The following is a 23,396-nucleotide window of genomic DNA, read 5'->3' as shown; positions in this document are numbered from 1 at the left end:
TGCCGTCGACTTGCTGCCTTGGGGATACCTATGAACCGCCTGACTACCGCCGCCCTGCTGTGCCTGATGTCGCTCGCCATCAGTGCTTCAGCGCAGACCACGCCGCAGTGCCCGTCCTTGCCCACCAGCAGCAACCTGCAGTGGCAGGAGCAGGCCACAGGGGATTTCCTGGTGTGTCGTGCCACCACAGGGGACGGCCGCGAGGTGCTGAGCCTGATGCTGACCGGCAATGATCCAGGTCTTCGCTTGCCGCGCGCACTGCGCCATGAAAAGGACAGCTTCGCCGGCGAAGAACTGTACTGGTACCAACCCGACCTGGGCGGGCAGGAGCCGCCGGGATTCGCTGACCGGCGGGTGAGCGTGGTCAAGATCGACAAGAACCGCTACGCGCAGATGGCCCTGTATCCCAGCAACAGCGAAGAGCGGGCCAGCCTGCAGCAGATGATCCGCGGCATGAACCTGACCCCGGCCGCCGTGGCAGACGGCCGCTGATCATGCAGGCCATGCCGGTGGGGCCGATGCAACGACCGGCCCCGCTTGCCGCATGCTCAGAAACGACCTTCCTGGAAATCGACGAAGGCCTGCATCAGCTCCTGCCGCGTGTTCATCACGAACGGCCCATGGCGTGCGACCGGCTCGCGCAGCGGCCGGCCTGCGACCAGGATGAGGCGCGCATCGCGCGTGCCACCGACGACATGCAGCGCATCGCCGCCGCCCAGCACGGCCATCTCCTGGCTCGCCAGCGGACGCGCATCTTCGCCGAGGCCGATCACCGCATCGCCTTCGAACACGTAGGCGAACGCGTGATGGCCTTCGGGCAGCCGGTAGTCCCACGTCGCCCCGGCCTCAAGGCCGATATCCAGGTAAACCGGGTCGGTTGCCGGCTGCACGATCGGGCCCGCCGTCCCGTCGACCTCTCCTGCGATGACCTTGACCCGCACGCCCGCGGCCGGCGTCAGCTGGGGAATCGCCTCCGGCGCGAACTCCTGGTATTTCGGCGCGGTCATCTTGTCCCGCGCCGGCAGGTTCACCCACAGCTGGAAACCGCGCATGCGCCCACTTTCCTGCTCGGGCATCTCCGAATGGACCAGACCGCGGCCGGCCGTCATCCACTGGACGCTGCCCGGCGTCAGCAGACCCTCGTTGCCGTGGTTGTCCTTATGCCGCATGCGGCCATCCAGCATGTAGGTGACCGTTTCGAAACCCCGATGCGGGTGGCTGGGAAAGCCGGCGATGTAGTCCTCGGCCTTCTCCGTCCCGAACTCGTCCAGCAGCAGGAATGGATCCAGGTCCGGCAGCGAAGAGCCGCCGATGACACGGGTCAGGCGCACGCCCGCCCCGTCAGACGTGGGCATGCCGCGGATCGTACGCAGAACGCGGACCGGTGCGTGGGTGCTCATGGGAACTCCAGTGAATGACTACGACAAAGATGGGCGCTGTCGCGATCAGGACCAAGCACGCCCCCCGCAACCCATTGTTCCAATGCTGGCGTGCCACGCCTCGGTGTCCGCCGCCGACGGCGGGTGACGTTGGACCGGGTGCGCCGAAATGGACCGCCGGGAGGCACTGGCGGGTTACGACCAAAGTACTAGCCCTGAAACACCCTGTCTGCATTGACCCTGCAAAGGCCAAAGCGGACCCTTACGACGTACCTCCGGGAGAGTTCACCTCATGAAAGGCTTCTCAAAGCTGGGCTGGGCACTGCTCGCATTGCTCGGCGCATTCTGTCTGGGCACCGTGGCGCTGCGCCGCGGTGAACCGATCAACGCCCTGTGGATCGTAGTGGCTGCGGTCTCCATCTACCTGATCGCCTACCGTTTCTACGGTCTGTTCGTCGCCAGCAAGGTGCTGCAGCTGGACCCGACACGGGCCACGCCCGCCGTGCTGAACAACGATGGCCTGGACTACGTGCCGACCAACAAGCACGTGCTGTTCGGCCATCACTTCGCTGCCATTGCCGGTGCCGGTCCCCTGGTCGGCCCGGTGCTGGCCGCACAGATGGGCTACCTGCCCGGACTGCTGTGGCTGGTGGTCGGCGTGGTCTTGGCCGGCGCAGTGCAGGATTTCATGATCCTGGTGCTGTCCAGCCGCCGCAACGGCCGCTCGCTGGGTGACCTGGTGCGCGAAGAAATGGGACCCGTTCCCGGCACCATCGCGCTGTTCGGTGCCTTCCTGATCATGATCATCATCCTCGCGGTGCTGGCGATGGTGGTGGTGAAGGCGCTGGCGGAAAGCCCGTGGGGCATGTTCACGGTCATCGCCACGATGCCCATAGCGCTCTTCATGGGCGTGTACATGCGCTACATCCGCCCCGGCAAGATCGGTGAGATCTCGGTGGTCGGATTGATCCTGCTGCTCGGCTCGATCTGGTTCGGCGGTATCGTCGCCGCAGACCCGGTCTGGGGTCCCGCCTTCACCTTCACCGCCAAGCAGATCACCTGGATGCTGATCGGTTATGGCTTCGTGGCTTCGGTGCTGCCGGTGTGGCTGCTGCTGGCACCACGCGACTACCTGTCCACGTTCCTCAAGATCGGCACCATCATCGCCTTGGCCGTCGGCATCCTGATCGTCATGCCCGAGCTGAAAATGCCGGCGCTGACCCAGTTCGCCGCCAGCGGCGACGGTCCGGTATGGAAGGGCGGGATGTTCCCGTTCCTGTTCATTACCATCGCCTGTGGTGCGGTCTCCGGCTTCCATGCGCTGATCGCGTCGGGCACCACGCCCAAGCTGCTGGCCAACGAATCGCATGCGCGCTACATCGGTTACGGCGGCATGCTGATGGAATCGTTCGTTGCCGTCATGGCGTTGGTCGCCGCCTCGATCATCGAGCCGGGCATCTACTTCGCCATGAACAGTCCCGCCTCGGTGATCGGTGCCGATGCGGTTTCCGCCGCGCACTACATCACCACCAACTGGGGCTTCACCATCACCCCGGAGCAGCTGGAAGCCACGGCCGTTGCCATCGGCGAGCCGACCATCCTGCATCGCGCCGGTGGTGCACCGACGCTGGCGGTAGGCATCGCGATGATCCTGCACGAAGCGATCCCGAGTGCCGGCGACGCGATGATGGCGTTCTGGTACCACTTCGCCATCCTGTTCGAAGCACTGTTCATCCTGACCGCGGTCGATGCAGGTACCCGCGCCGGTCGCTTCATGCTGCAGGATCTGCTGGGCAACTTCATCCCGGCGCTGAAGAAGACCGAATCCTGGTCCGCCAACATCCTGGCGACGGCTGGCTGTGTCGCACTGTGGGGCTACCTGCTCTACTCGGGCGTGGTCGATCCCTTCGGTGGCATCCAGACCCTGTGGCCGCTGTTCGGCATCTCCAACCAGATGCTGGCCGGCATCGCGTTGATGCTCGGCACCGTGGTGCTGTTCAAGATGAAGCGTGACCGCTACGCCTGGGTCACTGCTGTGCCGGCGGTATGGCTGTTGATCTGCACCACGTATGCGGGGCTGATCAAGATCTTCGACAGCAACCCGGCGCAGGGCTTCCTGGCACAGGCACACAAGTACCAGGACGCCATCGCCAGCGGCACCATCACCGCACCGGCCAAGACCGTCGGCCAGATGCAGCAGATCGTGGTCAATGCGTACGTCAATACGAGCCTGACGGTGCTGTTCCTGCTGGTGGTCTTCTCGATCCTGTTCTACGCGCTGAAGACCATCTTCATCGCACGCCGCACCCCGCAACGCACCGATCGCGAGACCGAGTACGTGAAGCTGCTGCCGCACCAGATGGCGGACCTGTAATGAGTACACAACTGGTACCGGCCGGTCAGCACCAGGCCCACCGCCGTCTCTGGCGGCGGCTGGTGCAGACCGCGCGGCTGTGCTGCGGGATCCCGGATTACGACAACTACGTGCGGCACGTGCTGGAAAACCATCCGGACCGCACCCCGATGGACTACAAGACGTTTTTCCGCGAGCGGCAGGAAGCGCGCTACGGCGGGCGCAACGGGGGCCGTTGCTGCTGAGTGTTCGTCCAGGCGGGTGCGCGATGAGCGCAGCCGCCTGCCGTCGATCTCACTTACCCAGGGTGATGGGCGTCAGGTCCACGGTCGCGTTGGCGCCAGCACCCGGCCGGCTTGTGTACGCCTGGCCACGTTGCAGCAGATAGAAACTGTCGACGTAGTCGTGCTCATCAACGAACCAGGCGTCAGGCATTACCGTCAGCACCGCATCGGCGATCACGCTGACCAGACCTACGGACGGCTGGATCGGACCGATCGTGGCCCCGACCACCTTGATGAGTGCCGAGAGCATCGTCTTGTAGTTGGTTTCCCCATCTTCTTCGAACAGCTGGACTTTGGCCACGTCGTAACGGTAGTTGTCCCATTGAATCCAAGGCTGGCCGGGGTAGTAATCCGTCTTGTCATACTCCAGCCATGGCATTTCGAATGTGTGCATCTCCGGCTTCTTCTCGTCCACCTGCAGCCCGGAAACGATCGCGAATATCTCCGCAGCCCCTTTGAGGTTCGGCTCCTAGTCAACGGCGAGCCGGATGTGATCAAGCCGGGTGATGTCCAGCGTATCGGCCTGGGCAGCCTGGGCGGGCAGCGTCTGCAGGCCTGCTGCTCGCAGTCCCTCGTTGACCACCTTCATTCCCTCCCGCAGCGCGGTGCGTGTGTCCACCTCCACCAGCAGCAGCGGGAACGCGGGACGCGCGTCGATGCCGATTTCCTGCATGCTGCCATCGGCGGCATACGTTCTTACCATCGTATCCAGGCGATCCTCGCCCATCGGAACCGCTGCCACCCGGTACGCTGACAGCGCAAAATCCTCCCGTTGGGTGCCTTCTGGCAGCAATACCCTGACCTGCAGGAGATCGGCACCCTGCTCCGGAAGGCCCTTCAGCGCGCGCAGGCTCCGATTCGCCCGCTGCAGACGGCTGGCCGCTATCGCATGCGCGCCGAGTTGCTCGACGACCTTCGACAAAGGTGCCGTCTCCCCGCCTTCTGCGGCGATCACAGCGAGCGCATCCGCGACGAAATCCTGATGCCGCACGAGGTCGCGCACCTCAAGGATGGCGTCGCCCAGGACCGACGCCACGGACGCACCGGGCTCCAGCGTCAGTGCGGTTCCGGCGTGGGCCGTGGATACGGCGGTGGACAGGGCAAGCGCCAACAGGCAGGTTCGAGTGAAGGAATTGCGATTCATCGTTTTCTCTCTTCAAGGCGTACAGCAGCGCCCGCCCGGCGTTGTGTCAGGCTTCAAGCGCGCGGCCTTTTTACGACCTCGGCGATCGTGATGAGTCAATGCGGGTCGCAGAAATAGCGGGGCGGGTGAAACCCTTACTTGTCTGTACGTTCCAGTGCTTGTCGGCCGGTCCGCCTGCACGTCGTCACAGGGCAGTCTCCACGGATCGCTTTCACGCCTTGTCGGGTCCGGCACGATGTTCTTCAAGGATCCGTGCACGATCCCGCGCCGTACGTGTCGGGCCGTGGCACGGCCGCATGAAAGGCGTCCAACGTCGCGTCATGGATGTGCTGAAAAAGACGTAATCCGCAACGTAGAGGCGGGCTATGGGACCCGCGTCGCCATCCCGCATTGTCGGCCGACAGATAGTCGGGCCTCATCCCAGCGGAGCATCCGCGCCATGAAGCACCCCGCACTGTGGTCGTCATTTCTGCTTTTTCACGCCCTTGCCGCGCACGCGGTGAGCCCGCGCCCTGCTGACATGATCGACCTCGACCGGCCGCTCGACCACTACCTCTGGATCACCACCCACAACGCAGCGAATCACGGAGGCCTGCTACCCAACCAGTCCTTCGACATAACCGAGCAGCTCCAGCGTGGCGTGCGGGGGCTGATGCTGGACATCCATGAGCGTGACGGGCGACTGTTTACCTGCCATGCGAACTGCACCTTTGGACGCAAGGCACCCTTGACGGAGGACATGGGGGCGGTGTCCCGCTATCTGGACACCCATCCGGACGCAGTCGTCACACTTCAGCTTGAAGATTACTATCGGCGTGGCGCAATGGACGCGTTCGTGCGCGACAACGCCGGCCTGTTCAAGCACAGCTTCAAGCCGGGCGATCCCCGCTGGACGGCGCTGCGTGGGCAGTGGCCTACCCTGCGCGAACTGATCGCGGCCGACCAGCGCCTGTTGGTTCTGACACAGCGGGCGGAGCTTTCAGGCGCGTATGCCGATGGGCTGATCACGTTCATGCACGACCAGGCAGTCACCGCAGAGAACTATTGGAGCCTGGGCGCCACGGTCTTCACCCATGACACTACGTGCAAGCCGCGCTGGAGTGGGATTCCCCTGGACGCAACCGACCAGCCGCTGGGGCTGCCGCGCCTGTTCGTCATGAATCATTTCCACGGCGCGCCCTTTTCCTGGCATAGCGGTGTCGACAATCGCCTGGACACCGTCGTGCAGCGACTGAACACGGCCTGCCTCCCCGCCGCCAAACGCATGCCGAACTATCTGGCGATCGATTTCATCGAGTGGGGCGACATGCTGGAGTTTGCCGAGACCTACAACAACGGCGGTCTGTTTGCCTTCGCGGACAACGGTGCGACGGGCGGACCGATATGCAGCTTCAGCACGGCGTTTGAACGGAACTGGTCGCTTGCATCCGCGCCGCGCATGGGCTGCGAGAACAACACGATACGCTCGCTCGTTTTCCGGGGTGCCCGCCAGGGCCAACGCGTGACGCTGCATGATGCGGCAGATGGCGATACCCAGCGCGCTTACACCGTCATCGACGTGCTGCAGGACATCGCCTGGAACCAGCCGCAGTCCGTAGAACGTCTGGACCTCGAGTTCGACTCGGCCTACCTGCGGGTAAGACCCTTCAAGGGAGGCCCCCTTGATGGAAGCGTCTCACACATCTCAGTGGAGCCAGCTGCCCGCTGAGCAGGCCCCCTGCTCCCTGCGTGTGCCGCGTCACGAGCCGGCGCAAAGGCCGGCTCGCGCGCTGGACCTGCGGTTTTCTGACGGCCGGCACTAGGCGCCGGCCATCGCCTTCAGGATCAGGCCGGTAACGTACGCCAGTCCGGTTCCCGTCGCATACCCCACCGTGCCCAACAGCACACCAACCGGCGCAAGGCTCGGGTGGAAGGCCGCGGCCACCACTGGTGCCGATGCGGCTGCGCCGATGTTGCCCATCGAGCCGACGCCGAAGAAGAACAGCGGTGCGCGCATCAGCTTTGCCACGATCCACAGCACCAGCACGTGGGTGGCCATCCAGATCAGGCCCAGCACGAACAGCCACGGCCGATCAAGCAGCGACAGCAGATCCATCTGCATGCCGATGCAGGCGATCAGGAAGTACAGAAACACGGTACCCAGTTTCGACGCGCCGGCCGACTCCAGCCGCCGCGCGCGGGTGAAGCTGAGCGCCAGGCCGAGGCCGGTGGAGAACAACACGACCCAGACGAACTGGCTGTCCAGGCTGAACTGGCTGGACCAGCCCACGTTGGCCTTGAACCAAGCGGCCAGCGGTGCGGCGATGGCGTGCGCCAGACCGACGCCGCCGAGCGCTACGCCGACGATGACCATCAGATCGGTCAGCGTGGGGATGCGCGAGTTCTGCGCCTCGTAAGCGCTGATGCGGGCCTTCATCTCATCGATGGCCCGCGTATCCGCGCCATTGCGGGCATCGATCTGCTCCGAACGGTTGGCCAGGAACAGCAGGATCGCCATCCACAGGCTCGCGCAGGCCACGTCCACCACCGCGAACTGCCCGAACGTTGTGGCGTCGGTGCCGAAGATCTCGCGCATCGCCACCATGTTCGCACCGCCGCCGATCCAACTGCCGGCCAGCGCCGCCATGCCTGCCCAGGTATCACCGGACACCGTTTCCGGATGTATGAGTTTCATCACCTGGAACGAGACGATGGCACCCAGCATCACGCCAGCCGTACCGGCGCAGAACACTACCAGCAGCTTCGGTCCCAGCTTGGCGATGCCCTTCAGATCGATGGACAGGGTAAGCAGGATCAGCGCGGCCGGCAGCAGCACGTCGCGCGCCACGGGGTTGTACAGCGCGGTGCCATGGCCGTCGATCAGCCCGGCCGTGTTGTAGATGGCCGGGATGAAGTAGCACAGCAGCAACGCCGGCACCCAGGCGAAGATCTTCTTCAGCAGTGGCGTGGGACCACTGGCAGCCCAGAAGATCAGGGCAAGCGTGGCAGCGATGAGTCCCAGGCCGACGATGTCGCTGGAAATCAGGGCAGTTGCAGGTTCGGTCGGCATGGCGTCCTCTGTCGATCGAAAATGGTGGGCGAAAAAAATGCCGCAGGACGCGGCACCCTTCGAGCTTAACATCGCCATCACAACCGCGCTTGAAAAGAGCCGCTGCCGAGCGTGCCAACTTCAGCCGGCACGCACTCTACCCAGAGAAAGGTACGCCCGACGCGCTGACATCCAGTGTCGCCCGCGTGCCGCGTGGCTGCACCGGGTCGAACCGCAAGGTCCAGCCCAGGTGCTCGCACAGCCGTGCCACCAGCTCCAGGCCGATGCCGCCGTGTTCGTTGCGGAGCCCGCGCGCCATCCGTGCATGGATGGCCGCGATCTCCTCCGGGCTCATGCCGTGTCCCGGATCGCGCAGGGTCAGCACGCCGGCGGACGAAAGATCGAGCTGGATCGCGCCGCGACCGCTGTTCTCGATCGCGTTGCGCAGCAGGTTGCCGATCGCCGCCTGCACGACGGCCAGCGGCGCCACGATATCCACCGGCGCGGCGCGCAGGGCCACGGTCAGGTCCTTGTCTCCCAGCAGGTGGCGATGGTCCTCGATGATCTGCGGCAGCAACTGGTCCAAGGCGACGCGCTCGGCACGGGCGGCAAGTCGGGCCGGGTCGCGGGCCAGCACCAGCAGCAGTTCGATCAGTTCTTCAACGTCCGCCGCCGTACGCTGTACGCGCAGCATCTGCTGGCGTGCACGCTCCGGTAGCCCCGGTTGTTCCAACGCCAGTTCGGCCGCACCGGTGATCACCGCTACCGGCGTGCGCAGCTCATGGCTGGCCGTGCTGATGAACACCCGCTCGCGCTCGACGAACTGCTCGTTGCGCGCCAGGTAGTCGTTGAGCGCATTGGCAATGGTATGCAGCTCGGCGCTGCCACGTGCATCCACCTGGATATGCTGGCTCGGCGCACCGGGCTTCAACGCGGCAATGTCACGCGCCAACAGGCTCAACGGACGCACTACCCGCTGCATGCCCAGCCGCGCCATCACCACGGTCACGATCACCATCACCAGGCCAGCCAGCAGCACCCAGCGGGTAGCGAACTGCTCCAGCGCCTCGAAATCCGATATATCCAATGCCAACGCCACGCGCCCCATCGTCTGGGTCTGCCGTACCATCACCGCCGCCTGCCGATCCCCGATGGGCACGCCATCGTGCAGCCCGGGATGGAGATCACGCACGCTGGCCGGCGTTCCCGGCTGGTCCAGCCGGAACAGACTGAGCGTGTCCGAATCCTGCCAGCGGTACTGCGGGTCGCGCGCACTGTGCGCGAGGATGCTGTCCAGCTCGGAGTTCAACAGCGCCCGCCAGGCCGCATGTTCGGCGTGCTCATGCACGTTGTTGCCAACCCCGAACACGGCCAGTGAGATCAAGGCCAGGTAGGTCAGCAGCCATCCCAGTACCCGCCGGTACAACGGAGCAGGCCTAGCCGCCATCGGTGGCCTCCGGGTCCTGCACAGCCAGGCGGTAGCCGACGCGCGGCAGCGTGTGCAGCAGCTTGCGCGCGAAGGGGCCGTCCACGCTGCGACGCAGTTCGTAGACATGCGAGCGCAGCAGGTCACCGTCAGGTGGCTCGTCGCCCCACAGGGCGAACTCCAGCTGCTGGCGCGTCACCGCTGCGGGGCTTGCGCGCATCAGCACCTCCAGCAACTTGCGGCAGGCGGGGTAGAGGTGCAGCGTCTGGCCCGCGCGTTGGGCTTCCAGCGTTGCCAGGTCAAGCACCAGATCGCCCACCTGCAGCCGTTTGCGCGGATTACGGCCCTGCGCGCGCACCCGCAGTGCATCCAGGCGGACCTCCAGCTCGGGCAGTGCGAACGGTTTGGTCAGGTAGTCGTCCGCCCCCGCCCGGAACCCGGCGATCTTGTCAGGCAGGTCGTCGCGTGCGGTGAGCATGATGACCGGCACTTCAGAGGCGTGGTCCGACCGCAGGCGGCGCAGCACTTCAGGCCCCTCCATGCGCGGCAGCATCCAGTCCAGGATCACCATGTCATAGGTCTGCGTGGTCGCCAGGTGCAGCCCGGTGATGCCGTCCGGCGCGACGTCCAGCACGTGCCCACGCGATTCGAAGTAGTCGAACAGGTTGGCGACCAGTTGCCGGTTGTCCTCGATCACCAGAAGCCGCATGCGCTTTCCCACCCTGTGTGTGGCTGCATGGTACCGCTGCCCGTGTCGGAATCACGTCCCCCCGCCCTCGCCGCCAGCACGGATGCCACTTGCGGCAACCCGCCGCGCCCACTAGCCTTCGGCGGTCGTTCACCACCCAAGGATCGCCCGTGAAACACCGTCATCTCCTGCTGGCCTCGGCGATCGCCGCCGCCACGTTGTCGCTGGCCGCCTGCAAGAAGGAACCTTCGCCGGAAGCCGACACCGCGGCGACCACGGCACCGGCCGGCGAAACCGCTGACCAGTTCGTGGCCCGGATCAATGCGGAGTACAAGGCCGCGTACCCGGAGATGACCTCGGCACAGTGGCTGTCTTCCACCTACATCAACAGCGATTCCGAGCGTGTGGCGGCCAAGGCCAACGAACGCTCGCTGACCCAGCTCAACAGCTGGATCGAACAGGCCGCGAAGTTCGAGGGGCAACCGATGTCCGACGACAGCAAGCGCGCCCTGCACCTGCTCAAGCTGATGTCGTCGATGCCGGCCCCGCGCGACCCGGCCAAGCTGGCCCAGCTGACCCAGATCGCCACGCGCATGGAAGGCAGCTACGGTGCGGGCAAGTACTGCACCGATGCCAACGGTCCCAATTCCTGCCGCCAACTGGGCGACCTGGAGCAGGTGCTGTCCAGCAGCCGTGACTACGACCAGCAGCTGGATGCCTGGCAGGGCTGGCACGGCACCACCAAAGACATGCGCGGTGATTACCAGCAGTTCGTGAGCCTGGTCAACGAAGGCGCCAAGGGACTGGGTTTTGCTGATGCCGGACAGATGTGGCGCAGCGGGTACGACATGCCGCCGGAGCAGATCGGTCCGGAAACCGACCGGCTGTGGGAACAGGTCAAGCCGATGTACGAGCAGTTGCACTGCTACGCGCGCGGCAAGCTGGACGCCACCTACGGCAAGGACAAGGCCGAAGTGGGCAATGGCCTGATCGCTGCCCATCTGACCGGCAACATGTGGCAGCAGGACTGGTCCAACCTGTGGGACCAGCTGCAGCCGTACCCGGGTGCGGGCAGCCTGGACATCACCGCTGCGCTGGAAAAGCAGTATCAGGGCAACCTGAGCGGCGCACTGGCCAAGGCGGGCAGCAACGCCAACGTGGAAGGCCTGTACAAGGCACAGCGTGAAGCCGAACTGCGCACTGCGCGGCAGATGACCGAACGCGCCCAGGATTTCTACGTGTCACTGGGCATGCCGTCGCTGCCGAAGTCCTATTGGGACAAGACCCAGTTCATCAAGCCACAGGACCGCGACGTGGTGTGCCATGCCAGCGCGTGGGACATGAACATGGAAGGCGACGTGCGCACCAAGATGTGCATCAAGCCCAACGAAGAGAACTTCACCACGATCTACCACGAGCTGGGCCACATCTATTACGACCTGGCCTACAACCCGCTGCCGCCGCTGTTCCAGGGCGGTGCGAACGACGGCTTCCATGAAGCAATCGGCGACACCATCGTGCTTGCGATGACGCCCAAGTACCTCAATTCGATCGGTCTGGTGGACAAGCCGGAAGAAAGCCGCGAAGCGGTGATCAACAACCAGATGCGTATGGCCCTGTCCGGCGTGGCCTTCCTGCCCTTCGGCCTGATGATCGACCGCTGGCGCTGGGGCGTGTTCGACGGCTCGATCACCCCGGACAACTACAACAAGGCCTGGTGGGACCTGAAGGCGCGTTACCAGGGCGTGGCACCGGCCACCACGCGCGGCGAGGAGTTCTTCGATCCGGGCGCGAAGTACCACGTGCCGGGCAATACGCCCTATACGCGCTACTTCCTGGCCCGCATCCTGCAGTTCCAGTTCTACAAGGGCCTGTGCGATGCCTCCGGCTACAAGGGGCCGCTGCATGAGTGCAGCTTCTACGGCAACAAGGAAGCCGGGCAGAAGTTCTGGGCCATGCTGAGCAAGGGTGCCAGCCAGCCGTGGCAGGCCACCCTGAAGGAACTCACCGGTGGTGAAAAGCTGGATGCCGGCCCGATGATCGAGTACTTCAGCCCGGTCAACGCGTGGCTGAAGGAGCAGAACCAGGGCCAGGTGTGCGGTTGGCAGGCCAGTGCCGCGGCGCCTGCTGCACCGGCAGCACCGGCAGCACCGGCAGCACCCGCACAGCGCTGACCGCGCCCGGTCATCCGGTAGCGCCGCGCCCTGCTCGACGCTACCTTCGGACCTCATGCGACGCCGGGCATCGCCCGGCGCCGTCACAGTTGATCAGTTCGCCTTGCCTGCCGTCATCTTCGCGGCAAGCGCATCCTTGAACTCTTCGAAACTGACCCCTTGCGCATTGGCCTCCGCCTGCGCGGCGTCACGCAGCGCATCGGAATACACCAGGCGCACCGGCGTGCCATTGCGCTCGTGCAGTTCACCCGCCTGCATGATCAGGGACAGCACCTGGGCAGCACTCTCGCTCTGGCCGGCAATGCGACCGTCCATGCCCAGCACCCATTCGCCATCGCGGCGGACGATGCCGGCCAGCAGCGTCCGCTGCTGATCGCGCAGTTCGGCGTGCGGCTCGACGGGCGAGGCGTTGGCAGCGTCCCGGTTGGCGGTCTGGGTTTCGCGGCGCCGGCGGATATCGCGGCGCAGTTTGGAAGTGGTCGACATCAGGGGCTTACAGTCATCCGGGTGCGCAAGGATACCCCAGCGGCGTCCCGCGCCGGCTTCACCGCCACGCCCGCGAGCGGTACAGCGGCTCTGCTGGCTGGCGCTCAGCGTGCAGGGGCAGGCGGGTTGCGCCGAGCGCAGGCGTTCTCCCAGTACCACACCGACGCCCCAAGCACGAAGAAACCAGCGTAGCCAAAGGCGAGATGCACCGGGTTGCTGCTCAGCAGGGGCGACAGCACACCGGCAACGAAGGTATTGATCATCATCTGGATGAACATCTGCATCGAGGAGGCGAGCCCGCGCTGATGCGGGTACAGATCCAGCACGCCCAGCGCCAGGATCGGGAAGATCATCGCCAGTCCGGTGCCCCCCATGAATATCGGAACGACTGCCCAGGGCAAGGCGATTTCTGGCACCGACAGCACGTAGCCGATGTTGAGCACCGCCGACAATCCACACAGGCCGAAGCCGATGCCGATCTGCCGCTGCGGAAGCACACGCCCGGCCATCTGCCCGGACAGGAACGCCCCCAGCGTCATCCCGCCGATGGTCGGCACGAACAGCCAGGCAAAACCGCCCTCACCCAGTTTCAGGTGCTGCATGACGAACACCGGGGCCGAGGAGATGTACAGGAACACGCTGGAAAAATTCAGCGCACTGGCCAGCGCAAGGCGCAACAGGCGTGGGTTGGAGCCCATCCGCAGGTAGTCGCGCAGCAATCCGCGCGGCGACAGCGACGTACGCGCTTCGACCGGATGCGTCTCGGGCAGGAACCGCGCCGTGGCCACCAGCAACAGCAACGAAAACACCACCAGGAACCAGAAGATCAGCGGCCAACCGGCGCCACTGAGCAGGATCCAGCCGCCGATGATCGGTGCGATGGCTGGGGCGATGCCGAAGATCATCGAGACCTGGCTCATCAGCCGCTGGGCATCATGGCCGTGGTACAGATCGCGGATCACCGCACGGCCGACGATCATGCCAACGCCCGCTGACAGGCCCTGCAGCGCGCGAAACACCAGCAGCGTGGTCAGATCGGTTGACAGCGCGCAGCCTACCGAGGCGCCGACGAAGATCACCAGCCCCCCCAGGATCACCCGCTTGCGACCCAGCGCATCCGAAAGCGGCCCGTGGGCCAAGCTCATCAGCCCGTAGAACAGCAGGTACACGCTGATGGTCTGCTGCACCGCGACCTCGTCCACACCCAAGCGCTGCGCCAGTTGCGGAAAGGCGGGAAAGATCGTGTCGATCGAGAACGGACCAAACATCGCCAGACCTGCGAGCAGCAGAGCCAGACGGCGGGTCGAGGGCGAGGCGGCAGTCATGGAGGTGTCCGGAGAAGCCGTGCGGGCCATGCGCGGCAGGCGCCAGCCCGTGTCCGGAAAAGACAGGAAGGCGGCGCCGGATGAATACGAGTGGTGCGTCATGATAGGCCGTAGCGGTCCCCTTTGCCATTCGGTCCGATCCGAAAACGTCTGGTCCCTGACCCCATTCAGCCGCACATCCATCAGGGCCGACCGCTATAATCAACGGGCAACAAGGTGGGAGAAGCAGGACACCGCTGCCGAAGGCGCAAACGCCCGTAATCGCTCAGGCCCGTGACCACCCGCATCAAAACTCTGGAGAGACCGGTTCGATCCGGCGCCGAAGGGGCACGAAGCCGCGCACACGCGCGCTTCCAAACTCTCAGGCAAAAGGACAGAGGGGCGCCCCGCAGGCTGCCGAATGGCGGCCTGCCCACGTGCGTGCCCTTTCCCGACGGATCCTTCGCCATGCCCCAGAACACCCCTTCGCTGCGCGAGCTCGAACACCACAACGCGTTCGTCGAACGCCATATCGGCCCCAACGATGCCGAAATCGCGCAGATGCTCGGCGTGGTCGGCCACGCCTCGCTGGATGCGCTGACCGACGCCATCGTGCCCGCGCGCATCAAGTCGCCGGCACCGCTGGCGTTGCCCGAATCGGTGACCGAAGTCGAGGCGCTGGCGAAGATCCGTGCAATCGCCGACCAGAACACGGTGCTGCGCAGCTTCATCGGCCAGGGCTACTACGGTACCCACACGCCGAACGTCATCCTGCGCAACATCCTGGAAAACCCCGCGTGGTACACGGCCTACACGCCGTACCAGGCCGAGATCTCGCAGGGCCGCATGGAAGCGTTGATCAACTTCCAGACGCTGTGCGCGGACCTGACCGGCATGGAAATCGCCAATGCCTCGTTGCTGGACGAAGCCACGGCGGCCGCCGAAGCGATGACCCTGGCCAAGCGTTCGGCGAAGTCGAAGTCGGACACCTTCTTCGTGCACGACGCGGTGCATCCGCAGACGCTGGAACTGCTGCGCACCCGCGCCGAGCCGCTGGGCATCGTACTGCGCGTGGGCACCCCGGCCGAAGCACTGGAAGCGGAAGCGTTCGGCCTGCTGCTGCAGTACCCGGACACCTTCGGCCAGGTCGGCGACTACAAGGCGCTGGTCGATGCCGTGCATGCACGCGGCGGCCTGGTGGCCGTGGCGACCGACCTGCTCGCACTGACCCTGCTGGTGGCACCGGGCGAATGGGGCGCGGACATCGTGGTCGGCAACAGCCAGCGTTTCGGTGTGCCGTTCGGTTTCGGTGGCCCGCATGCCGCCTTCATGGCCTGTCGTGATGCCTACAAGCGCTCGATGCCCGGCCGCCTGATCGGCGTATCGATCGACGCGCAGGGCAACCCGGCCTACCGCCTGACCCTGCAGACCCGCGAGCAGCACATCCGCCGCGAGAAGGCCACCTCCAACATCTGTACCGCGCAGGTACTGCTGGCGGTGATGGCGTCGATGTACGCGGTGTACCACGGCCCGGAAGGGCTGACCCGCATTGCCCGCCGCACCCATCGCCTGGCGGCGATCCTGGCGGCTGCCCTGCGCAGCAACGCGGTGGCCGTTGGCGAAACGTTCTTCGACACGCTGCATGTCACCGGCATCGACGCCGACGCCGTGCATGCCAAGGCCCGCGCAGCCGGCTACAACCTGCGCGCGATCGACAGCAGTTCGGTGGGCATCAGCCTGGATGAAACCGCCACCCGCGAAGACATCGTCGCGCTGGCCCAGGTATTCGGTGCACACGCGGATGTGGAAGCACTCGATGCGAGCACGGCCGATGCCATTCCGGCCGGCCTGGTGCGCAGCAGCGCATTCCTGACGCACCCGGTCTTCAATACCCACCACAGCGAACACGAACTGCTGCGTTACCTGCGCTCGTTGGCCGACAAGGATCTGGCGATGGATCGCACGATGATCCCGCTGGGTTCGTGCACGATGAAGCTCAATGCCACCGCCGAAATGATTCCGGTCACCTGGCCGGAGTTCGGCAACATCCATCCGCTGGTGCCGGCGGAACAGGCCGTTGGCTACAAGGCACTCATCGAGGGCCTTGAAGCGATGCTGGTGGAATGCACCGGTTACGACGCGGTGAGCCTGCAGCCCAACTCCGGCGCGCAGGGCGAATATGCCGGCCTGTTGGCCATCCGTGCCTACCACCGCTCGCGCGGCGACGATCACCGCGACATCTGCCTGATTCCCGACTCCGCTCACGGCACCAACCCGGCCTCGGCGCAGATGTGCGGGATGAAGGTCGTGGTCACCAAGACCGATGCCAACGGCAATGTCGACGTCGATGACATCCGCCGCAACGCAGAAAAGTACAGCGACCGACTCGCCGCGCTGATGGTCACCTATCCGTCCACGCACGGCGTGTTCGAGGAAGAGATCGTCGACATCTGCGAGATCATCCACCAGCACGGTGGTCAGGTGTACACCGATGGCGCCAACATGAATGCCTTGGTCGGCGTGGCCAAGCCCGGCAAGTGGGGCTCGGACGTTTCCCACTTGAACCTGCACAAGACCTTCTGCATCCCGCACGGCGGCGGTGGTCCCGGCGTGGGACCGTGTGCCGTCAAATCGCACCTGGCCCCTTTCCTGCCGCGCGCGCTTGGCGGCGACGGTGATGTCGGGATGGTCTCGGCCGCCACGTTCGGCAGCGCCTCGATCCTGCCGATCAGCTGGATGTACATCACGCTGATGGGGACCGAAGGGCTGCGCAAGGCCACGCAGGTCGCGCTGCTCAATGCCAACTACATTGCAAAGCGACTGGCCCCGCACTTCAAGACCCTGTACACGGGCCGCAACGGTCTGGTCGCGCACGAATGCATCCTCGACATCCGTCCGCTGGAAAAGACCAGTGGCATCGGCGCAGAGGACATCGCCAAGCGGCTGATCGACTTCGGCTTCCACGCCCCCACCCTCAGCTTCCCGGTGGCCGGCACGTTGATGGTCGAGCCGACCGAGAGCGAATCCCAGCATGAGCTGGACCGTTTCATCGACGCGATGATCCAGATCCGCGAGGAAATCGCCGCGATTGAAGATGGCCGTCTGGAGCGCGAAGACAATCCCTTGAAGAACGCACCGCACACCGCCACCGCCGTGACGGCCAGCGAATGGACGCATGCCTATCCGCGCGAGTTGGCGGCGTTCCCGCTGGCCAGCCTGCGGCAGTCCAAGTACTGGCCGCCCGTGGCCCGCGTGGACAACGTCTATGGCGACAAGAACGTGATGTGCGCCTGCATCCCGGTCGATGCGTACAAGGACGACGAAGTCGACGCCTGACGCCATCAGCACTACCTGACCGTTTCAATGAATCACGGCCCGCTCAAGCGGGCCGTTTTTTTTTGGCCTGGGGGACATATCCAGAACGCCACGCCGCCTGCCGTGTCGTACTTGACATGGCCAACAACGACTAGTCCGTGACTCCCTACAGCGCTCTGCGCGACATCACATTCGCGGTTGGCGCCGCGTCGCATTCAACAACCACCCACCGCTCATCGAAAACGGAACCGTGTCGCAGACGTAAGAAACCCGGGTTTTTATGCTGGGCGCGTCACATTCCAACGCTCCTGTCGCGATGGTGTAGACGCACGATGACTCCACGTTCTGACGCCGGCCAGCCAGAACGGATCCCGGATCGCGAACGGGATCGACACCGCCGCCCATTCTGGTCGGCGGAACCCGTCAAACGGAGAATCATCATGAACAATCTGAAGACCCTCGTCGCCGCCGCTGCCCTCGCCTTCACCTTCGCCATCCCCGCTGCAAATGCGCAGCCTGCGCAGGACCGTGGTGGCGTGGCGGATTGCGCCGTGAAGCTGGCCGCGTGCCTTGCTGAGGGTGGCGGTGCAGTGACCTGCGGCATCGAATTCGTGAAGTGCCTGACCTCAGACAGTCCCTCGGCTTCAATCGCCGATCGCCGCGAGGACTGAAGCCCAAGGGCACGGGCGCGAATGCTCCCGTGCTCTCTTCAGCAACGCGGTCCCCAGCCGACCAACTTCAAACAGGATCTGACATGTCCGTCATAAAAAGCGCTGCTCTGGCTGTCGCTATGACCTTCGCCATATCGCTACCTGCACTGGCCCAGCCTGCTGAGCCAAGCGCTGGTTCAATCGATTGCGCCAAGGCGTTCTTCCAATGCTATTACCTCGATGGACGCGACTTCATCAGCTGCTCGCTTGAGCTGCGCAAATGCCTGGCCAGCGACAGCCCTGTCGCGCTGCCGCCTTCACGTGATCGCTAAGTCCATTGGGCCGATGCGACGAAAAGGAAAATCCATGAACATCCGAGTCCTCGCCAGCAGTCTGTTGCTGGTCAGCGCCATTGCCGTTCCCACCGCTCACGCACAGGTCGTCCCAACCGGAAATCCGCTGACCTGCGGCGCCGAGTTCGTAAAATGCGTCGCAAAGACCGGCAACTGGCTGATCTGCGGGGTTGCCTACAAGCGGTGTATCGACACGCGCGATACAACGGCTGTGGCGACCCAACCGCAGGCGGATTGAGCGCCCGCACAGGCGCGGCCGGTGCACCGATCGCGCCGACGCGGATTGCAGAATGGTTGCTGCGTCGAGATCAGCGACGTCCGGCCCGGATGCGTCGGGCAAGCGCACTGCAGCTGGCAATGAAGGCAGTCAGCACCACCATGGACAGGAATTGCAGGCGCGTCTGTTCGCCATACAACAGCAGAGCGAAGATCAGTGCCAGGATCGCCAACGCCAGCCCCGTCAACCACGGGAAAGCCGCCATGCGGAACGGCAATGACAGCCCCGCCCGATCCGCACGTCGACGCAGCACCAGCTGCGACGCCAGCGAAATCGTCCACACCAGCAGGCAGGTCGATCCGACGATGTTCAACAGCACCGGCAGCACTCTGGTCGGGAACAGCAACTCCATGACCGTAGCGGCGAAGCCGAACAGGACGCTGGCAAGCACAGCGAGTATCGGCACCTGGCGGCGGTCTGCACGCCCCAGCGCGGCGGGCGCTTCACGGCGCTGCGCCAGCGAGAAGATCATCCGCGATGCCCCGTACAGATTGGCATTGAGCGCTGACAGCAGGGCGATCACCGCAACCAGGGTGATGGCGGTACCGGCGCCCGGAATATTGGCCGCTTCCAACACGGCGGCAAAGGGCGACTTCAACGCCTCGCTGGTCCACGGCACCACCGCGATGATGACGCTCAGCGAGCCGATGTAGAACACCAGGATCCGCCACGCCACCGTACGGATGGCGCGCGCGATGCTGCGCTCGGGGTCTTCGGTCTCGGCCGCAGCCACCGCTACGATCTCGGTCCCGCCGAAGGCGAAGATCACCACGAGCAATGCCGCCCCCACACCCGCCAGACCGGTAGGCGCGAACCCGCCATTGGCGGTGAAGTTGGACAGGCCCGGCGAGGCCGCGTTCGGCAGCCAGCCCAGCAGCAGGGCCGCACCGATGACGATGAAGCCGAGGATCGCGGCCACCTTGAGGATCGCGAACCAGAACTCGAACTCGCCGAAGTTCTTCACGCCCAGCAGGTTGATCGCGGTGAAGAACACCATGAAGGCAAGGGCTGCCATCGGAACGGAGAGACCGGGCCATACCGTTGCCAGCAGACCGGCCGCGCCTACCGCTTCGGCCGCGATCACGATCACCAGCTGGACCCACCACAGCCAGCCCACCGTGGCGCCCGCGGTCGCACCCAGCGCATCGGCGGCATATACCGAAAACGCGCCGCTGGTCGGCTTGTTCGCCGCCATCTCGCCCAGCGCGTTCATCACGATGATCACCAGTGCGCCAGCAACCAGATACGACAACAGCACGGCCGGGCCTGCCAGCTGCACGCCGACCCCGGAGCCGAGGAACAGGCCTGCGCCGATGGCGCTGCCCAGCCCCATCATGATCAGCTGGCGGGGCTTGAGCGCATGGCCAAGGCGCGTGGTGGTCGAGGCTATGGAAGCGGGGGTCGGGTTGTCAGGCATCGAAGGGCACGTGTGCGGCAACAAGGCCGTCACATTACCCTGTCCAGCGCGCGGACGGGATAGGCCGGATGGCCTGCCTGCTCAGCCGCCGGCCAGTTCGGCGATCCGGGCCCGATAGGCACGTGGCGAGACACCCGTTTCGGCCTTGAACTTGCGGGTGAACGCGCTCTGGTCACTGAAGCCACAGGCTTGGCCGATACTGGCGATGCTGTCATTTCCATGCAGCAGATGCATGGCCATCTGGATCCGCAGCCGGGTCAGCACCTGCTGCGGCGTCATCTGGAAGACCTTGCGGAAGCTGCGCTCCAGCTTGGACAACGAGAACCCGGTGATGTCCAGAAGCGTCTGCATGCGCACGTTTTCAGCGTAGTGCGCGTTGAGATGGGCCAATGCCAGACGCAGGTGCTCGTACTGCGCTCCCAGACTATGCTTCTGCCCCAGATCGCGGGAAATGCCGATCAGGCCCTGGATGCGCCCGTCCACCACCAGGGGCCGCTTGCAGGTCAGGCACCAACCCGGCTCGCGGTTGGCGAACAAGTGCAGTTCCATGAGGTTTTCGATCACCGCCCCGCCCAGCACCCGGGTGTCCTGGTCGGCGTAGTCCGCGCTCAGGCCTGTCGGGTAGATTTCCGCCGCGGTGCGGCCGATGACCTCCTTGCGCGACTTCAATCCAAGCCGCCGCAGCATGGTCTGGTTGATGTGCGTATATCGCCCGTCGCAGTCCTTCATGAAGAAGAGCACATCGGGAATGGCGTCAAAGAGGGCTTCGATTTCGGCGGGTTCAACACGCATGCGCACAGCATAACCGAGCCCCATTTTCCCTGCGCGTTCACCCGCACGGGACCGTGGATTAACACCCGTCGGGCCATGGTCGAAGGGAAAAAGCCCCGCCCACCCTCCAGGAGACCTCCCATGGCCGCCAGCAAGCCATCCGGCAAGCGCGCATCCGCCTCGACCGCCCCATCCGAAGACGCCCCCCGCGAAGAGCGCGGTACCGGTGATGAGCTGCACCAGCTGGCAGGCGGTTCGCATCCGGTGCTGACCAGCAACCAGGGCATCCCGATCGCGGACAACCAGAACTCGCTGCGCCAAGGCCCACGGGGCCCGACCTTGCTGGAAGATTTCCTGCTGCGCGAGAAGATCACCCACTTCGATCATGAGCGCATCCCGGAGCGCATCGTCCATGCGCGCGGTAGCGCCGCCCACGGGTACTTTGAACTGACGCGTTCCTTGGGCAAGTTCACCCGCGCCAAGATCCTGACCGAAGTCGGCGTGAAGACGCCGGTGTTCACGCGCTTCTCCACGGTGGCCGGCGGCGCCGGGTCGGTCGATACGCCGCGTGACGTGCGCGGATTCGCGGTCAAGTTCTACACCACTGAAGGCAACTGGGACCTGGTGGGCAACAACATCCCGGTGTTCTTCATCCAGGATGCGCTGAAGTTCCCCGACCTGATCCACGCAGTGAAGATGGAGCCGGACCGTGCCTTTCCGCAGGCGGCCAGCGCCCACGACACGTTCTGGGACTTCGTTTCGCTGATGCCCGAATCCATGCACATGATCATGTGGGCGATGAGCGACCGCACCATTCCGCGTTCGCTGCGGATGATCGAAGGGTTCGGCATCCACAGCTTCCGCCTGCTCGACGAGGCCGGCAACTCCACGTTCGTGAAGTTCCACTGGCGTCCCAAGCTCGGCCTGCAGTCGACGGTATGGGACGAAGCGCTGAAGCTGCAGGGCGCTGACAATGACTTCCAGCGCCGCGATCTGTTCGAAGCGATCCAGCGTGGCGACTTCCCCGAGTGGGAACTGGCTGTTCAGCTGTTCACTGAAGAAGAGGCCGATGCGTTCCCGTTCGACCATCTGGATTCCACGAAGATCATTCCCGAGTCGCTGGTGCCGTTGCAGGTGATCGGGCGCATGGTGCTGGATCGCTGGCCGGACAACTTCTTCGCCGAAACCGAGCAGGTGGCTTACTGCCCTGCGAACGTGCCGCCGGGCATCGATTTCAGCAACGACCCGCTGCTGCAGGGCCGTCTGTTCTCGTATCTGGATACCCAGCTGATTCGCCTGGGTGGGCCGAACTTCCACCAGATCCCGGTCAATGCACCGAAGTGCCCCTTCGCCAACCACCAGCGCGATGGCCACATGCAGATGCAGATTCCCAAGGGCCGCGTCGCCTACGATCCGAGCTCGCTGGAAGGCGACAGCCCGCGGCAGACTCCGGCTGGCTTCCGCAGCCATGCAACGCCCGATGACGGGCGCAAGGGCCGGACCCGCGCGGACAGCTTTGCCGACCACTACAGCCAGGCCCGCATGTTCTTCCGCAGTCTGGAAAAACCGGAGCAGGCACATCTCGCCTCCGCGCTGGTCTTCGAGCTGTCCAAGGTGGAGACCGGCTACATCCGCGAGCGCGTCGTCAGCCACGTGCTGAACATCGATGAGTCGCTGGCCAAGCGCGTTGCCGATGGGCTGGGCATGGACGACCTGCCCGACGCCGCCCCCACCGCCATTCCGGCGCAGGACATGCCGAAGGCACCGGAAGTGCGCACCATCGGCCGCGGCAAGGAGAGCCTGCAGGGCCGCTGCATCGGCATCCTGTTCGATCAGGGATCCGATGCGGGCACCATCGCCGCGCTCCGGAAGGCGGCACAGAAGGCCGGCGCCGACGTGAAACTGGTAGCGCCGAAAGTCGGCGGCGGGGTGCTCAGCGATGGCAAGCGCCAAGCGGCCGATGGACAGCTCGCCGGTACGCCATCGGTCGTGTTCGATGCGGTAGCGGTCGTGCTGACGGCCGATGCGGGCCGGGCGTTGTCGAAGGAATCGGCTGCCATCGATTTCGTCAGCAATGCCTGGGCCCACCTGAAAGCAATTGCGAGCGACGAAGGTGGCACCGCGCTGTTGAAGGCGGCCCGCGTGGGCACTGATCCGGGCATCGTCACTGCAGCTGACGCGGAGGCGTTCGTCGCCGCTGCATCCACCCGCCAGTGGGCGCGCGAGCCCAAGCTGCGGCTGCTGGCCTGACCTTGCAGGTGGGCGTGCCGGCCTTATGGCCGGCACTTTTCGCTCCTGCAAGTCCTCTGCTCAAAGTGGTATCTGCCTCTGCAACTACTGCCTGCCA

18 protein-coding genes, 1 pseudogene and 1 riboswitch are annotated in these 23,396 nt (G+C 64.9%); of the genes and pseudogenes, 10 read left to right on the top strand and 9 right to left on the bottom strand.

Annotation, left to right across the window (positions count from 1 at the left end):
- Positions 1-30 precede the first annotated feature (30 nt).
- A complete protein-coding gene (locus tag IFT65_RS03730; protein WP_249405035.1) occupies positions 31-492 on the top strand; it encodes a hypothetical protein in 462 nt (153 codons plus the stop codon).
- Positions 493-548: 56 nt separating this feature from the next.
- Here IFT65_RS03730 and IFT65_RS03725 read toward each other — a convergent pair whose 3' ends face one another.
- Positions 549-1,400 carry a pirin family protein gene (locus tag IFT65_RS03725; protein ID WP_192080295.1) on the bottom strand — a complete coding sequence of 284 codons (852 nt, stop codon included), beginning with the start codon at positions 1,398-1,400 and terminating at the stop codon, positions 549-551.
- A 271-nt stretch (positions 1,401-1,671) separates the two neighbouring features.
- Here IFT65_RS03725 and IFT65_RS03720 point away from each other — a divergent pair, with 271 nt between their 5' ends.
- Together IFT65_RS03720 and IFT65_RS03715 are read left to right on the top strand one after the other, a co-directional pair.
- Positions 1,672-3,753, top strand: coding sequence for a carbon starvation CstA family protein (locus IFT65_RS03720; protein WP_188324611.1), 2,082 nt, complete (start codon positions 1,672-1,674; stop codon positions 3,751-3,753).
- Positions 3,753-3,977, top strand: coding sequence for a CstA-like transporter-associated (seleno)protein (locus IFT65_RS03715; RefSeq protein WP_192080293.1), 225 nt, complete (start codon positions 3,753-3,755; stop codon positions 3,975-3,977). The genes IFT65_RS03720 and IFT65_RS03715 overlap by 1 nt, the downstream gene beginning before the upstream one ends.
- Before the next feature lie 49 nt (positions 3,978-4,026).
- Here IFT65_RS03715 and IFT65_RS18645 read toward each other — a convergent pair.
- Positions 4,027-5,007 (bottom strand): annotated as a pseudogene (locus IFT65_RS18645) (DUF3103 family protein).
- A gap of 388 nt (positions 5,008-5,395) precedes the next feature.
- On the opposite strand from IFT65_RS18645, the gene IFT65_RS03700 reads away from it, so the two are divergent.
- Positions 5,396-6,868, top strand: a complete 1,473-nt coding sequence (locus IFT65_RS03700) for a phosphatidylinositol-specific phospholipase C domain-containing protein (protein WP_192080289.1) — start codon at positions 5,396-5,398, stop codon at positions 6,866-6,868.
- A gap of 90 nt (positions 6,869-6,958) precedes the next feature.
- Here IFT65_RS03700 and IFT65_RS03695 read toward each other — a convergent pair whose 3' ends face one another.
- The 3 genes from IFT65_RS03695 to IFT65_RS03685 form a co-directional block, all read right to left on the bottom strand.
- Positions 6,959-8,209: a DUF819 family protein gene (locus IFT65_RS03695; RefSeq protein WP_192080287.1), complete on the bottom strand. Its 1,251-nt coding sequence runs from the start codon at positions 8,207-8,209 to the stop codon at positions 6,959-6,961.
- A gap of 136 nt (positions 8,210-8,345) precedes the next feature.
- Positions 8,346-9,635, bottom strand: a complete 1,290-nt coding sequence (locus IFT65_RS03690; protein ID WP_192080285.1) for a HAMP domain-containing sensor histidine kinase — start codon at positions 9,633-9,635, stop codon at positions 8,346-8,348.
- Positions 9,625-10,323, bottom strand: a complete 699-nt coding sequence (locus IFT65_RS03685; protein ID WP_192080283.1) for a response regulator transcription factor — start codon at positions 10,321-10,323, stop codon at positions 9,625-9,627. The genes IFT65_RS03690 and IFT65_RS03685 overlap by 11 nt, the downstream gene beginning before the upstream one ends.
- 149 nt (positions 10,324-10,472) lie before the next feature.
- On the opposite strand from IFT65_RS03685, the gene IFT65_RS03680 reads away from it, so the two are divergent.
- Complete coding sequence (locus IFT65_RS03680; protein WP_192080281.1) at positions 10,473-12,476, top strand: M2 family metallopeptidase; 2,004 nt, start codon at positions 10,473-10,475, stop codon at positions 12,474-12,476.
- 93 nt (positions 12,477-12,569) lie between these two features.
- On the opposite strand, the gene IFT65_RS03675 is transcribed toward IFT65_RS03680, so the two are convergent.
- Positions 12,570-12,962, bottom strand: coding sequence for a hypothetical protein (locus tag IFT65_RS03675; RefSeq protein ID WP_192080279.1), 393 nt, complete (start codon positions 12,960-12,962; stop codon positions 12,570-12,572).
- 104 nt (positions 12,963-13,066) lie between these two features.
- Positions 13,067-14,287 (bottom strand): multidrug effflux MFS transporter, encoded by a 1,221-nt coding sequence (locus IFT65_RS03670; RefSeq protein ID WP_192080277.1) that lies wholly within the window; start codon positions 14,285-14,287, stop codon positions 13,067-13,069.
- 284 nt (positions 14,288-14,571) lie between these two features.
- Positions 14,572-14,674, top strand: a riboswitch (glycine riboswitch).
- A gap of 60 nt (positions 14,675-14,734) precedes the next feature.
- Between IFT65_RS03670 and gcvP the strand changes: the two genes are divergently transcribed.
- The 4 genes from gcvP (at position 14,735) to IFT65_RS03650 (ending at position 18,822) form a co-directional block, all read left to right on the top strand.
- Positions 14,735-17,602 (top strand): aminomethyl-transferring glycine dehydrogenase, encoded by a 2,868-nt coding sequence (gene gcvP / locus IFT65_RS03665; protein WP_192080275.1) that lies wholly within the window; start codon positions 14,735-14,737, stop codon positions 17,600-17,602.
- Between the two features lie 419 nt (positions 17,603-18,021).
- Positions 18,022-18,252 carry a hypothetical protein gene (locus IFT65_RS03660; protein ID WP_192080273.1) on the top strand — a complete coding sequence of 77 codons (231 nt, stop codon included), beginning with the start codon at positions 18,022-18,024 and terminating at the stop codon, positions 18,250-18,252.
- A gap of 83 nt (positions 18,253-18,335) precedes the next feature.
- A complete protein-coding gene (locus IFT65_RS03655; protein ID WP_192080271.1) occupies positions 18,336-18,563 on the top strand; it encodes a hypothetical protein in 228 nt (75 codons plus the stop codon).
- A gap of 34 nt (positions 18,564-18,597) precedes the next feature.
- Entirely contained in the window at positions 18,598-18,822 is a 225-nt protein-coding gene (locus tag IFT65_RS03650) for a hypothetical protein (RefSeq protein WP_192080269.1), read from the top strand.
- A 70-nt stretch (positions 18,823-18,892) separates the two neighbouring features.
- Here IFT65_RS03650 and IFT65_RS03645 read toward each other — a convergent pair whose 3' ends face one another.
- On the bottom strand, positions 18,893-20,278 hold the full coding sequence (locus tag IFT65_RS03645; RefSeq protein WP_192080267.1) for an amino acid permease: 1,386 nt from the start codon (positions 20,276-20,278) through the stop codon (positions 18,893-18,895).
- 81 nt (positions 20,279-20,359) lie between these two features.
- On the bottom strand, positions 20,360-21,070 hold the full coding sequence (locus tag IFT65_RS03640) for an AraC family transcriptional regulator (protein ID WP_188324625.1): 711 nt from the start codon (positions 21,068-21,070) through the stop codon (positions 20,360-20,362).
- Positions 21,071-21,190: 120 nt separating this feature from the next.
- On the opposite strand from IFT65_RS03640, the gene IFT65_RS03635 reads away from it, so the two are divergent.
- Positions 21,191-23,299, top strand: a complete 2,109-nt coding sequence (locus tag IFT65_RS03635; protein WP_192080265.1) for a catalase — start codon at positions 21,191-21,193, stop codon at positions 23,297-23,299.
- The last annotated feature ends 97 nt before the right edge of the window (positions 23,300-23,396 follow it).

It is taken from the genome of Stenotrophomonas sp. CFBP 13725 (assembly GCF_014841935.1).
Classification (GTDB): domain Bacteria; phylum Pseudomonadota; class Gammaproteobacteria; order Xanthomonadales; family Xanthomonadaceae; genus Stenotrophomonas.
Note: the sequence above shows the minus strand (reverse complement) of the source record. Positions and strands in the feature narration are given on the sequence as shown.

Bases quoted from the DNA above. Each gene is read 5' to 3' on its own strand.
- IFT65_RS03690 (WP_192080285.1), bottom strand. From the start codon at position 9,635: ATGGCGGCTAGGCCTGCTCCGTTGTACCGGCGGGTACTGGGATGGCTG.
- IFT65_RS03670 (WP_192080277.1), bottom strand. From the start codon at position 14,287: ATGACTGCCGCCTCGCCCTCGACCCGCCGTCTGGCTCTGCTGCTCGCA.
- IFT65_RS03660 (WP_192080273.1), top strand. From the start codon at position 18,022: ATGAACAATCTGAAGACCCTCGTCGCCGCCGCTGCCCTCGCCTTCACC.
- IFT65_RS03685 (WP_192080283.1), bottom strand. From the start codon at position 10,323: ATGCGGCTTCTGGTGATCGAGGACAACCGGCAACTGGTCGCCAACCTG.
- IFT65_RS03730 (WP_249405035.1), top strand. From the start codon at position 31: ATGAACCGCCTGACTACCGCCGCCCTGCTGTGCCTGATGTCGCTCGCC.
- IFT65_RS03635 (WP_192080265.1), top strand. From the start codon at position 21,191: ATGGCCGCCAGCAAGCCATCCGGCAAGCGCGCATCCGCCTCGACCGCC.
- IFT65_RS03655 (WP_192080271.1), top strand. From the start codon at position 18,336: ATGTCCGTCATAAAAAGCGCTGCTCTGGCTGTCGCTATGACCTTCGCC.
- gcvP (WP_192080275.1), top strand. From the start codon at position 14,735: ATGCCCCAGAACACCCCTTCGCTGCGCGAGCTCGAACACCACAACGCG.
- IFT65_RS03640 (WP_188324625.1), bottom strand. From the start codon at position 21,070: ATGCGTGTTGAACCCGCCGAAATCGAAGCCCTCTTTGACGCCATTCCC.
- IFT65_RS03700 (WP_192080289.1), top strand. From the start codon at position 5,396: ATGTTCTTCAAGGATCCGTGCACGATCCCGCGCCGTACGTGTCGGGCC.
- IFT65_RS03715 (WP_192080293.1), top strand. From the start codon at position 3,753: ATGAGTACACAACTGGTACCGGCCGGTCAGCACCAGGCCCACCGCCGT.
- IFT65_RS03720 (WP_188324611.1), top strand. From the start codon at position 1,672: ATGAAAGGCTTCTCAAAGCTGGGCTGGGCACTGCTCGCATTGCTCGGC.
- IFT65_RS03650 (WP_192080269.1), top strand. From the start codon at position 18,598: ATGAACATCCGAGTCCTCGCCAGCAGTCTGTTGCTGGTCAGCGCCATT.
- IFT65_RS03695 (WP_192080287.1), bottom strand. From the start codon at position 8,209: ATGCCGACCGAACCTGCAACTGCCCTGATTTCCAGCGACATCGTCGGC.
- IFT65_RS03675 (WP_192080279.1), bottom strand. From the start codon at position 12,962: ATGTCGACCACTTCCAAACTGCGCCGCGATATCCGCCGGCGCCGCGAA.
- IFT65_RS03725 (WP_192080295.1), bottom strand. From the start codon at position 1,400: ATGAGCACCCACGCACCGGTCCGCGTTCTGCGTACGATCCGCGGCATG.
- IFT65_RS03645 (WP_192080267.1), bottom strand. From the start codon at position 20,278: ATGCCTGACAACCCGACCCCCGCTTCCATAGCCTCGACCACCACGCGC.